At 61.4% G+C, this 11,192-nt stretch carries 12 protein-coding genes and 1 pseudogene; 6 read left to right on the top strand and 7 right to left on the bottom strand.

The annotated features are described in order from the left end of the window. A partial coding sequence (locus tag MKK70_RS29840) for a PAS domain-containing protein (RefSeq protein WP_243951632.1) occupies positions 1 to 665 on the bottom strand: 665 nt, incomplete at its 3' end. A 346-nt stretch (positions 666 to 1,011) separates the two neighbouring features. Here MKK70_RS29840 and MKK70_RS29835 point away from each other — a divergent pair. Next, entirely contained in the window at positions 1,012 to 1,431 is a 420-nt protein-coding gene (locus MKK70_RS29835; RefSeq protein WP_243932571.1) for a DUF1622 domain-containing protein, read from the top strand. A gap of 3 nt (positions 1,432 to 1,434) precedes the next feature. Then, positions 1,435 to 1,770, top strand: a complete 336-nt coding sequence (locus tag MKK70_RS29830) for a DUF1622 domain-containing protein (RefSeq protein WP_243951631.1) — start codon at positions 1,435 to 1,437, stop codon at positions 1,768 to 1,770. Positions 1,771 to 1,967: 197 nt separating this feature from the next. On the opposite strand, the gene MKK70_RS29825 is transcribed toward MKK70_RS29830, so the two are convergent. Together MKK70_RS29825 and MKK70_RS29820 are read right to left on the bottom strand one after the other, a co-directional pair. Further along, entirely contained in the window at positions 1,968 to 3,746 is a 1,779-nt protein-coding gene (locus MKK70_RS29825) for a putative bifunctional diguanylate cyclase/phosphodiesterase (protein WP_243951629.1), read from the bottom strand. Positions 3,747 to 4,017: 271 nt separating this feature from the next. After that, positions 4,018 to 4,341, bottom strand: coding sequence for a hypothetical protein (locus MKK70_RS29820; RefSeq protein WP_243932568.1), 324 nt, complete (start codon positions 4,339 to 4,341; stop codon positions 4,018 to 4,020). A 225-nt stretch (positions 4,342 to 4,566) separates the two neighbouring features. Between MKK70_RS29820 and MKK70_RS29815 the strand changes: the two genes are divergently transcribed. Together MKK70_RS29815 and MKK70_RS29810 are read left to right on the top strand one after the other, a co-directional pair. Further along, complete coding sequence (locus MKK70_RS29815) at positions 4,567 to 6,507, top strand: PAS domain-containing protein (protein ID WP_243951628.1); 1,941 nt, start codon at positions 4,567 to 4,569, stop codon at positions 6,505 to 6,507. 2 nt (positions 6,508 to 6,509) lie between these two features. Beyond that, entirely contained in the window at positions 6,510 to 7,295 is a 786-nt protein-coding gene (locus MKK70_RS29810; protein ID WP_313898892.1) for an EAL domain-containing protein, read from the top strand. Positions 7,296 to 7,368: 73 nt separating this feature from the next. Here MKK70_RS29810 and MKK70_RS29805 read toward each other — a convergent pair whose 3' ends face one another. Further along, the gene (locus tag MKK70_RS29805; RefSeq protein WP_243951626.1) at positions 7,369 to 7,671 is read right to left on the bottom strand and encodes a hypothetical protein; all 303 of its coding nucleotides are present in this window, start codon (positions 7,669 to 7,671) and stop codon (positions 7,369 to 7,371) included. A 197-nt stretch (positions 7,672 to 7,868) separates the two neighbouring features. Beyond that, a complete protein-coding gene (locus MKK70_RS29800) occupies positions 7,869 to 8,858 on the bottom strand; it encodes a helix-turn-helix domain-containing protein (RefSeq protein ID WP_243951624.1) in 990 nt (329 codons plus the stop codon). 141 nt (positions 8,859 to 8,999) lie between these two features. Between MKK70_RS29800 and MKK70_RS29795 the strand changes: the two genes are divergently transcribed. Both MKK70_RS29795 and MKK70_RS29790 read left to right on the top strand, forming a co-directional pair. Then, positions 9,000 to 9,449: a MucR family transcriptional regulator gene (locus tag MKK70_RS29795; RefSeq protein WP_243951622.1), complete on the top strand. Its 450-nt coding sequence runs from the start codon at positions 9,000 to 9,002 to the stop codon at positions 9,447 to 9,449. Between the two features lie 464 nt (positions 9,450 to 9,913). Further along, positions 9,914 to 10,090 carry a hypothetical protein gene (locus MKK70_RS29790; protein WP_243937890.1) on the top strand — a complete coding sequence of 59 codons (177 nt, stop codon included), beginning with the start codon at positions 9,914 to 9,916 and terminating at the stop codon, positions 10,088 to 10,090. Positions 10,091 to 10,385: 295 nt separating this feature from the next. Here the strand turns inward: MKK70_RS29790 and MKK70_RS29785 are convergent, their stop codons facing one another. After that, positions 10,386 to 10,814 (bottom strand): hypothetical protein, encoded by a 429-nt coding sequence (locus tag MKK70_RS29785; RefSeq protein WP_243951633.1) that lies wholly within the window; start codon positions 10,812 to 10,814, stop codon positions 10,386 to 10,388. 23 nt (positions 10,815 to 10,837) lie between these two features. After that, positions 10,838 to 11,056, bottom strand: a pseudogene (locus MKK70_RS29780) (integrase core domain-containing protein); the annotation flags it as partial. Positions 11,057 to 11,192: the final 136 nt, after the last annotated feature.

Here is an 11,192-nt window from a genome sequence, read left to right as displayed (position 1 = left end):
CCCTTCCCGCAAGGCGTGGCAAGTTGCGCCTCCATCTGCGGAATCGTGTGGCCCGCGTGCAGGCGATGGATCGCCATCACGCGACGCTCGGCCTCGCGCAGCAGATCGATTTCGCAGAAGGTCCGACCGAGCACGTCATCACGATGGTAGCCGGTGAGGTCGAGGAAACCATGGTTGACCCGCACGAAGCGCAGATCGCTGATCCGGCAGATGATCGCTGGGGCTGGGTTGGCGTTGAACATGCGCTCGAACCGAGCCTCGGCCTGGTAACGTTCGCTCACGTCCTGCATCACCAGGGCAAGACCCGTCGGCGCGCCATCCACATCGGTGGTCACCAAGCTACGAATGCGGTGCATCCACCTGTGTGACGGATCCCGGGTCGGCACCAACTCCACCACGACGTCCCGGAACACCTCGCCGGCGAGCACCCGGTCGAGGGGATGCTGTAGCGGGCCGATCTCCCGGTGATTGCGGTAGTGCAACTTAAAGTTCGCGCGATACTCCGACACGGTGGCGCCGAGATCGTCGGCATCGGCAACCCCATGCATTAGCACGGCGGCGGCGTTCGCGTAGGAGATCGTCTGATCCGGCTCGATCAGGATCACACCTTCGGACAGGCCGGCCACGATCTGCCGCATCTGCATGTGGCCGGCCTCATCGATCATCGGCGTATCTCCTCACCGAACACCAACGTTCGAATACGCGAAAATACGTTATGCAAAAAGTCAGTGTCAGGAAAACAGTTCGATTCCTGACATAGCAGCGGATAAGACATATGTCTGAGTTCAGTGGTGACATCTTGCAGCCCACGCTCCAGGGCATGAAGACCATCGTGCGCCTCGACGAGCCGGTGACGCACGCGGCTGGTAGGTAGTCTCTAGGGAGAGACACTCCCGGGTCACCGATGCAGTTCCTACGGGTTGGAATGAGGAACCTGAGGGCCGGGTGGAATGGTTCCGGTTGTTGGTCGCACTCGCGGCCAGGGTATCAAGCGATGAGCCATGTTCCGGAATGGAAGAGACAATCAAAACCTTCACCGTGTGGCTCGCCGTCGGCACGGAGGCCGCAGCGGCCCTGATCATCGGGTTTGCGACGCTGGAGGCTACTGTCTTCGCCCTCCTACTGTTTTTGCCTGCTTCGTTGCGTCGTTCGGATGATGATGGACCGCAGGCAGCCAAGGAACAGGTGCGGCTGAGGCTCGGTCGCTGGCTTGCCGTGGCGCTGGAGTTCGAGCTTGGCGCCGACATCTTGCGCACGGCCGTAGCACCGACCTGGTCCGAGATCGGCCAACTCGCGGCCATCGCGGCGATCCGAACGCTGCTGAACTACTTCCTGCAGCAGGAAATCGACAAGGCCGAGGAGCGGTCGCACCAGGCGCCTGGATCAGGTTCGCTGATGGCCGATCAGCCAAGAGATCGCACGGAGACTTGAGCGGTGCCTCTCATCGACCAGTGGATACGTGCTCTTGCCGCGCTCATCGAATTTGGTGGTAGCCCTCTCGTCGTGTTCGGTTGCGTTCGCGGCGCACTGGAACTCGTGCGAGCGCGCGGTAGCCATCATGGTATCGTTGCGGCGCGCCTCGCCGTCGCCGATGGCGTCGTGGCTGCGCTTGGATTCAAGACAGCGGCAACGCTGTTGAAGACCATCGAACTCCGTAGCTGGAACGCCATCCTAATCTTCGTGGCGGTTTTTGCCATTCGCACAATCGTCAAGCAGGCGCTTGCCTATGAAGAGACGTCACTTAATCGTCCCTCGCAAAGCACAAAGTAATTTATGGCGGTGTGTTATGTCGATTAAAATTACTCAATCTATTCCGCATAAGTTTTATTGATAAAATTAGGGGCTTAGCGGCCATCCATTTCATAAGCCACTGTTCTCAATCGCAACTTGCGTCCAAGTTTCCACACTGATGCACATTGACCGTTTCACCGCTTGTTGTGATGTAGAAGAGATGAGCGTTAGCTATGTTATGCTGCAAGAATCTCCGATTGAACACGATTTGAGAAATACCAGGGTTGGAACGCCTTAGCCGTCATGGGTCGTCCAAAGAAATAGCCTTGGCTCTCGTCGCAGCCCATGCCGAGGATCAGACCGGCTATTTCCTGCGTTTCGATGCCTTCCGCCACAACGCGGTAGCCGAGATCATGGGTCAGCGTGATCATCGTCGCCACGAGGCTACGCTGCCGAGCATCCTCTGCGCAGCCAGTGATGAAGGAGCGGTCAATCTTGACCACGTCGAACGGAAGCGCCTGGAGGTAGGAGAGGGAGCTGTAACCCGTCCCGAAGTCGTCGATGGCAAGGCGAATGCCAGCGGAGGAGAGCCGTTGAAGCTGCTCCAGAGCATGGCCAGCATCTTCCATCACCGCACTTTCCGTTACCTCAAGCTCGAGACGGTGCGGCGGGATACCGTGTCGAACCAGAAGGCCCATGACGCGCTCGACGAAGTTCGGCTCACTCAGGTTACCAGCCGAAATGTTCACCGAGAGAACGAGATCCATGCCCTCGGTCAGCCAGGTTGCAAGCTGAGTCAGAGCGGTGTTGAGCACCCAGGTCGTCGTGGGCTTGACAAGCGTCATACGTTCAATGAGCGGGATAAACTCGCTCGGGGAGACGCTTCCCAGCTCGGGATGGGTCCAGCGCAGGAGTGCCTCGGCACCCAGGCAAAGCCCCGTGTCTAGGGCGACACGGGGCTGGAAAACCAGATGCAGCTGAGACGACTCCTCGAGAGCTTGGCCGAACCCGTTCAGTAGTTCGAAGCGCCGCCGATGCAGCGCATCCTGCTCGCAAGAGTAGAGGCTGACTCTGGTGTCCGTCAGGCGGGCGTCATCGGCCGCACAATGCGCACAACGTAAGACGTCACTTGGATCGGTCTGACCGAGCTCGAAGGGGGCAACGCCGATCGCAACCGTTGTGACGAAGCGCGAGCTGGCGTTCTCGCGGATCGCGCCGAGCATCGCCGCGAGCAGGCTGATGTAGGCGTCCTCGACGACATCCCGCGGGGCCAGAAACGCGATCTGGCTCGTGCCGATCATGTAGGCCGTACGTGTTGGTCCGAGGGCTGAGCGCAGCACCTGCGCCGCCTCCTGGACGAGTTCGTCGAGGAAGCTCGCGCCTATCACACGTGCGGCGTGGCTGAGCTCATCCGGGGATGCCAGATCCACGAACACGACTAAGCGCCGCGAGCCCCGTGGGTCCGTCAGGACGAGATCGTTCAGGTCCTCGACGAACTGGGTTCGGTTTGGAAAGCCGCTGAGAGGATCAATGCGGCCATAGGCGTGCTGCAGCTCAACCTGCGCCATCACCAGGGCAGCCATGTCGCGCAACATCGCCGTCTCCGCAGCCGAGAAATCTCGCGGCTCGGAGCCCGCGACGCAGAGGGCACCGATGGCTAAGCCATTCTGCGTTAGAAGTGGGACTCCTGCGTAGAAGCGGGCGCCTGCCTGCGCCAAGGGCGTATCGCGGTACACAGGGTCCTGCGCGATATCGTGTAGGACGAGAATGTCGCGGGTATCAGTGACTTCCGCACAGGGCGCTCCCTCACGCGGCATTGAAGCCACGTCGATACCGACGCGAGACTTGAACCACTGCCGATCGCGATCGGTCAACGAGACGGCTGCGCTCGGGAGGCCGAAAAGCTGACTCGCCATCCGGGTGATACGATCAAAGCTCTCGCTTGCTGGCGTATCGAGCAGACACAGCTCTTGCAAAGCGGCGAGCCGCACAACTTCAGATTGAACGCCCGCCATCAGCCAACTCATGTTAGTACAGCGACCATGATGATGGGTAAAAACGAACAGAAATATAATCCCCCACTCTGATTCCGATATATCGGTTGTCCTGCGTAGCTCTGACACACCAAACGACGATCCGCGTTAACGATTGCCAGAAAACGGTCGTTTTCTCGGCGCAGAAAATCCAAACGCGTTTGCGCTCGACATGCATTTCGTGAGAGCGTTCCAGCCCGGCGACGTTGCGGGCTCACCTAAGCTGCTAGTGCTCTAAGGGGGATCGTTCGGGCTATTGAACGTGCAGGGTGAGCTTCATCTTTGGATGGATGCCGCACTGAATGATGAAGTTGCCCGGCTCTTCGAGCGTGAGCGTGGCCCGCTTGCCGGGCTCTTGATCCCCAGCATCGAATGCGAACCGATCGGCCTCGATGAAGGCGTGATGGATCGTGCTGTCGTCACCATTGACGAGGGTGATGGTGTCACCTCGACGCAGGAACAGATCGGTAGGATCATAGTGACGGCCCTTCTGAAGCACACTCCTGGCGGTACTGGACAGTTCTGCGTGAGCCGCTCCGACCGCGGCGAGCGCGGTGGTCAAGGCGAGGACGGACATAGCGGTTCTGTAAGCGTGCATATCTCGCCTCGTACTGCGGCAGGACGCATGCACGCAAGATGGTAAGAGAGCAGCCGTAGAATGCATGAAATCCAAATTATCTCCGCTGTAGCAGGTCTCGTTTGAGCAAAGCGTTAAGCAGGCGTCCTTATGAACGGGCGCGCAATCATCAGCGCTTGGTGAGAAGACTCTGTGCCCTTATTCAATGCCGATCTGCGCTCGCTCATGGCGGCAATCGACAGGTCCAGGGCTCGGATCGAATTCGCCCCCGACGGTACGGTTCTAGCCGCCAACGTGCTGTTCCTCGACCTGATAGGGTACGCCCTCGCCGAGGTGAAGGGACAACATCATACGCTTTTTGTCTCCCCTGGTGAGAGCGATGGCGACGCTTACCGCGTGTTTTGGGAGGGGCTGCGCCGTGGTGAAGCGCAGACCTGCGAGTTCAAGCGCATCGCCAAGGGTGGTCGCCAGGTCTGGATCCAAGCGACCTACAATCCTGTGCTGGATCGCGCGGGACGTGTCACCCGGATCGTCAAGTTCGCGACCGACATCACTGCGCAGGTGCTTCGTAACATCGACCACGATGGCCAGCTCGATGCTCTGCACCGCTCCCAAGCCGTGATCGAGTTCGCCCTCGACGGCACGATCCTGACTGCCAACCAGAACTTTCTTGATGCGGTGGGCTACAGCCTCGACGAAATTCAGGGCCGCCACCACGGGCTGTTCGTGGATCCCTCCGAGCGAGAGGGCGGGGCCTACCGTGAATTCTGGGCGAAGCTCGCCCGCGGTGAGTTCGCAGCCGGTGAGTTCCGGCGAATCGCCAAGGGCGGCCGCGAGATCTGGATCCAGGCCACGTACAATCCGATCTGTAATCGAGACGGCAAGCCAATCAAGGTGGTGAAGTTCGCTACCGACATCACTGCGCAGAAGTTGCAGACAACTGATGGGGCGGGTCAGCTGGCGGCGGTCAACCGGTCCCAGGCGGTGATCGAATTCGCCCCCGATGGTACGGTGCTGGATGCCAACGCAAACTTCCTCGCGACGGTCGGTTATCGGATCGAGGAGATCCGTGGGCAGCACCACGCCATGTTCGTCGAACCCGGCTACGCGCAGACTCCGGAATATTCAGCCTTCTGGGATCGCCTGCGCGGCGGCGACTTCTCCTCCGGCATGTTCCAGCGCTTCGGCAATGGCGGCCGCCCAGTGTGGATCCAGGCAAGCTACAACCCGATCTTCGACCCCAACGGCCAGCTGACCAAGGTCGTTAAGTACGCCACTGACGTCACAGCTAACATGGCAGCGCGTTCCGTCGCGGTGCAGGCGGCCGAGCGAACCCTCGACAACGTGCAGGTGGTGACTGACGCCGCTGAGACCATGAACGCCGCCGCGCAAGAGATCTCGCGCAGCATGACGCAGTCCAAGACGGCTGTAGATGACATCCACGGGCGAACTGGTGAAGCGGACGCTGCGACTGAGCGGTTGCGTGCGGCGGCGAGCGCGATGGGTGGCGTCGCCGCCGTGATCGCGGGTATCGCCCAACAGATCAACCTACTGGCACTGAATGCCACCATCGAGGCAGCGCGAGCGGGAGCTGCCGGACGCGGCTTCGCAGTTGTGGCGGCCGAGGTGAAGGATCTAGCCGGTCAGGCCGCTGCGGCCACGAACCGGATCAGCGGCGAGGTCACCGGCATGCAAACCGTGTCGGCGGAGGTCGCGACGACGCTGGCATCGATCACCGCGGCGATTGGAACGATCAGCGCGCATGTCGACGGCGTGAGCGCATCGACGGACGAGCAGACCCGGGCAACCGGGGAGATCCTCGCTAGCATGCGGCATGCGGCCGAAGGCGTATCGAGCATCAGTACGAGCCTGGATAACTGGACGGTGGGGATGGAAGAGCGGCGCAACGAGCGTCGGACCCGTGTCCTGCTACCAGCCAGCATCCATGTGCCTGGCAGCTGTATCGCCTGCTCGATCCGCGATCTGTCTGACGGTGGTGCGCGATTGCATATTCGGATGCACGCGCAAGTCCCCGAGCGGTTTGAGCTGACTGTTGATAGCGACGGACGTAAGTTCAGCTGCGAAGTTCGACAGCGCTCTGGCGCCAGCGTGAACGTACAATTTCTGCAGACCGTAGAAACTAGGATCTCACGTGTGGCTTTGTAAGGGTGTCGCATGATCGAGTTCGGCGGGAAGCCTGCTACCGCCGTTGCCCTACGCGACCTCACCCACCGCAGGCACGACGATGCGCGTATCTGCCACCTCGCCTTGCACGACGCCCTGGCAGCACCCAGAGCGTGGCTTCATCTCCCTGGGGAGTTCATCCCGGTGGCGGAACAGGCCAACCTTATCGAGCAGATCGGGAGTGGGTGATCGACACTGCCTGCGCGGCGGCGGTGGCTTGGGCGCAGCCGTGGCCCGTCTCGGGCAACGTCTCGCCGACCCAGTTCCGACAATCCGACGTGCCGGCGATCGTCGCGGCGGCGCTAGCGCGGCACGGGCTCGACCCGGCGCGACTGGTGGTCGAGATCACCGTGGGCGTGTTCATCCAGGATGCAGCGAAGACCGTGCAGGTCCTGACCGACCTGCGCGGGCTCGGCGTCCGCTTGGCCCTCGACGATTTCGGGACCGGTTATTCCTCGTTGACCTACCTGCAGCAGTTCCGGCTGAACAAAATCAAGGTCGATCAGTCGTTCGTGCGCCGCCTCGGGCAGAACATGGACACACTTGCGATCGTGCGGGCGATCGTCAACCTCGGGCACAATCTCGACCTGCAGGTCACGGTCGAGGGGGTCGAGACGATCGAGCAGCTGGCGATCCTGCGCGAGCTGCGCTGCGAACAGATGCAAGGCTACCTGTTCGCGCGTCCAACCCCGGTGCTGGCGACGACCGAGCTGGATCGGGCACGGCTTCGGGCGCTGTTTGCTGCCCCGTCGATCAAGGCGCACGCTTGAGACTGCGACGAGCCCCCGAGGCACATCGCCATGACCGATCCGGAGCCCATCTCAGCGTAACGCCCTCTCGGCCTCAACCGGACGTGGAGGATGCTGCGACGCCGCTGGGTGCAGCCTCAGCGCTGTGTCGGACAGGAGTAATCCGGGCCATCGACCGCACGAGCTGGATGCTGCGTTGACGGGTCACCCTGTCGCCGATCGCAAGGTAGGCTTGCACCAGTGCCATCACGGCCAATGCTTCCTCCCCGGAGGCATCCGCTGGGCCACGCAAGCGATACGGGGTGTGGAGCTCGGTGATCGGCACGCCGAGTTGATCGGCGATACGCGCGAGCAGACTTGACTGGTCCGTTATGTCTTGACGGTGATCATCTGCCATCGGGCGAGCCTAAAGCGACCTAGAAGTTGCATGGTTTACCCATAAAACACAACCTATAAGGGAAGTCACCTTGCTTTAGGGTTGTCTCCTTCTCATCGTGCGTGTGATGCTTCGAGGCCACACCGATCCGGTGTCCGTAGGTGAGACGGAGCCATTTCTGACTAGGTTTGAGTGGCGCCTCAGTGCGAAGGAAAGCCTTATCGTGATCGGACAGCGATTGAAGCCGTCTGGGACGTCGAGCCGAAGGAGAGCCACCGGTACTCGCTCGGGGACAACCCATAGTGGTCACGGAAGCGGCGACTGAAGTGCGATTGGGTGGCAAAGCCGCAGCCGTACGCTAGCGCTCCAATCGTCAGATGGGCATGGCCGGGATCCATGAGCCGCTGCGCCGCGACTTCCAGACGTCGGCGCCAGATCCAATCGGCGACGTTGCGGTCGTGCTGGCGAAACAGTTGCTGCAGGTAGCGTAACGACACGCCTACGGCAGCTGCAAGGGTGGGCGGATCCAGGTTCGGATCGCCGAAGTGGCCCTCGATGTAAGCCATGGCACGCTGGACGATGAGCGTGCCTTGCAGGTCTTTGGGCGTTTCACGGGCAAGACGCTCCGCAAGGCTGGCAATGAGAAGATCGACCCCGATCGAAGCCATCCGTGCCGTCGTATCCAACGGGAGTCGTGCGTAGGTGCGAACCAGTTCCTGGAAGAAGGTGGTGACCAACGAGGTGCTGGCTTGATCCATCCCAAGGGTCAGCGCCGTGTAACGACGTGTCGATCCAAGTGCCTGTTCCAAACGTTCACGAGGCAGCTCGACAAACAATGTCCGGCTGTCGGCGTCGGTGGCCATGACGGTCGGGCGCCGATCCAGCACCACAATCTCACCGGGATGCTGGACTGAGGTGCGATCATCCTGCGCGCTGAACACTACACCGTGCAGCGCAATTGCGACGTTGAGCGTATCGTGCTTGCCGTGCCGGCGGATCGTATCCGCCGTCGCCTCGGTCCTGATCGCGCTTTGCGTCAGGCGGGTGATCACCAACGGACCGACGTCGGCAGCCTCCATCGTACCCTGGAATGCCCCAGCATCGGCGGGCGTCAGTTCGACAGGGACAATCCGCTCGAAGACCGTTTCGCGCCAGCGCCGAAATCCATTCTTGGGCTCTTCGTCTGCGGTCGAGAACAAAGTCCTCATGATTTGACCAAACGAATGCTTCTATACACACGTGAAAATAAGCACCGATGCGCGCTCATGCAAACCGTAGCACGCTCTCAGACAAGCGCAATGCGGCGTATCAACCTAAGAGTGTATTTCGGCCTCCGAGGAACTGTGTGCGTGCACCCACCAATCTCCGCCAACGCCCCGTCTGCGATCGAGCTGACGTCTGAACTCGTTGCCGCATACGTTGCGAACAATCCGGTTCCATCCGCCGAGGTTCCAGGATTGATCGCGCGCGTGCACGTTATGATCGCTGGTCTGGCGTCCGGTATGCACACGGTCGAAGACGGGGCGCCTGCCCGTGATGCGGTTGAATCACCGAGCTCGGCCCAGATCCGCGGATCGATCCAGCACGACGGCCTCGTGAGCTTCATCGACGGCAAAGCCTACAAGACGCTGAAACGGCATCTGACAGCGAATGGGTTCAATCCGCACAGCTACCGCGCCCGGTATGGCCTGCCGGCGGACTACCCGATGGTCGCTGTGAGCTACGCCGAACATCGCTCCGCCCTCGCCAAGGCGATCCACCTTGGCCGATCCGGCCCCTTGACCGAGCGCGAGCGGTAAGACCGCAGGGTTGCCTGACGCGAGCTCCTCCACGGACAGGTCCGATGGAATATCATGAGTGAGTTCGAAGAGCAGCGTGATACCTTGCTGAGCAACCTCGCGAAGCATGCTTGTACGGCGCGAAGCCGATTGAGGTTGTCCCTAGCTGACGCGGCACGCTTGGCTGACCTCACACCTGACGTCGTCGGAGCGATCGAGACCGGTGCTGATTGCACACTTCCGCTCCCTGCGCTCAGGCAGTGGGCTATGTTTCTCGGTCTTACCCAGTGTGGCCTCCCGCGCCCGCGTCCGGCCGGGATGCAGTAGCGTCCGATCACGAGGCCTCGACCCAAAAAACTTCCGCTGGCGCACCCGCATAGAACGCGGTGATGAACACATTCGATGATGACCCCCGAACCGCGTAAGCGACGTTGGCCGCTGAGGTCCGTGCAGCCCGTAGCCGCGGGGCCTATGCGATCGAGACCTTGGCGGAACTCGCCCGGGTCAATCCCATGGTAATCCATGCGCTGGAAGACGGCGCGACGATTACCGACTCATTGGCTCGGGATCGCGTGCTGGACGTGCTCGGCCTGCGGCAGGGCAACCCGCGACGCGCGAAGATGGTACGCGATCTTACCCGCCCCCGGGGCAGCGTCGGATAGGTCCCTGCCAGTACGATCGCGACCGGAAGCGCTTGTTTTGAATTGTACACAATGGGTTGCGACCGGCTGGAGAACGCGCGCTCTGTTCCCTAAGGCGCCTTATGCGCACGTCCCGATGACGAGGCGATTGTTCAGGAGATCCTCCAGGCCGATGACTGCCGTGCTTACGTGTATCACCCGGGCAACGGCTGCCAGATTGTCGGGGCCGTGCTGCATGCCAAGGGGACCGGAGCCCTGCCAGTGATCAAGCCACTTCCAAGAGGCGGCCGGCGGGGCAGGGGCAGAGATCGGCGCTTCAGCTCGATCTGTTTGCGGTCGGGTAGAGCCCCCGAAACAGGTCCCCCATCGCCCGACAGTGAAACAGAGTACGCCAGCGTCGACGCCGAGGCTCGGGGCGATCGTGGTTGATGTGGCAGCGTTGGCAGAAGGCTGCGAGGTTGCGGTCGAGATTGTTGGTGGTGTCGTGATCGCGGTGTGCGGCAGCCAGCACAACGCGGGTCGTACGGATGCGACCGAGATCTTCGATCGTCGGCAGGCTGCGCAGCGTACGGCCCTGTCCATCGCGCCAGGCTCCGATGCTGGCATCCCACCAGCGCCCATCACCGAGATGATACACGGTCAGCCCATGGGGCCGACCGCAGCCCTCGCAGGCGCCACCCGTCCGTCCGAAGCGAATCGCCGCTGAGAGTTGCGGCCAGTCGATGGGATATGACCTGACCGGTATTTTGGACCGAGCCGATTGAGAGGCTACTGCATGGTGGCGGCCATGGGTAGCCGGAAGGCCAGACCCGGGTAGCTGACGGGCGCGGGCGGCCGATAGCCCAGCGACGAATGCGGTCGAACGCGGTTGTAGGTGGTTTGCCATAGACCGATCACGATCTGCGCCTCCTTCAGCGAGTAGAAGATCTCCTGGCGTAGGCACTCGTCGCGAAGCCGTGCGTTAAAGCTTTCGACGTAGCCATTCTTCTCTAATCAACGATGCGCGTGTCAACGGATTATGGGATCCCCCGTGGATCTCATGCTTCTCTTCGAGGTCGACCCGAGGTCGCCTCAGGATGGGGTGCTGAAGGGCGGCGGGACCAATCTCCCTTACGCGGCCTCG

It is taken from the genome of Methylobacterium sp. E-041, assembly GCF_022829665.1.
Taxonomy (GTDB): Bacteria; Pseudomonadota; Alphaproteobacteria; order Rhizobiales; family Beijerinckiaceae; genus Methylobacterium.
Note: the sequence above shows the minus strand (reverse complement) of the source record. Positions and strands in the feature narration are given on the sequence as shown.

Excerpts from the sequence above, each read along its gene's own strand:
- MKK70_RS29800 (WP_243951624.1), bottom strand. The coding sequence starts at position 8,858 with ATGAGGACTTTGTTCTCGACCGCAGACGAAGAGCCCAAGAATGGATTT.
- MKK70_RS29835 (WP_243932571.1), top strand. The coding sequence starts at position 1,012 with ATGGAAGAGACAATCAAAACCTTCACCGTGTGGCTCGCCGTCGGCACG.
- MKK70_RS29815 (WP_243951628.1), top strand. The coding sequence starts at position 4,567 with ATGGCGGCAATCGACAGGTCCAGGGCTCGGATCGAATTCGCCCCCGAC.
- MKK70_RS29805 (WP_243951626.1), bottom strand. The coding sequence starts at position 7,671 with ATGGCAGATGATCACCGTCAAGACATAACGGACCAGTCAAGTCTGCTC.
- MKK70_RS29820 (WP_243932568.1), bottom strand. The coding sequence starts at position 4,341 with ATGTCCGTCCTCGCCTTGACCACCGCGCTCGCCGCGGTCGGAGCGGCT.
- MKK70_RS29825 (WP_243951629.1), bottom strand. The coding sequence starts at position 3,746 with ATGGCGGGCGTTCAATCTGAAGTTGTGCGGCTCGCCGCTTTGCAAGAG.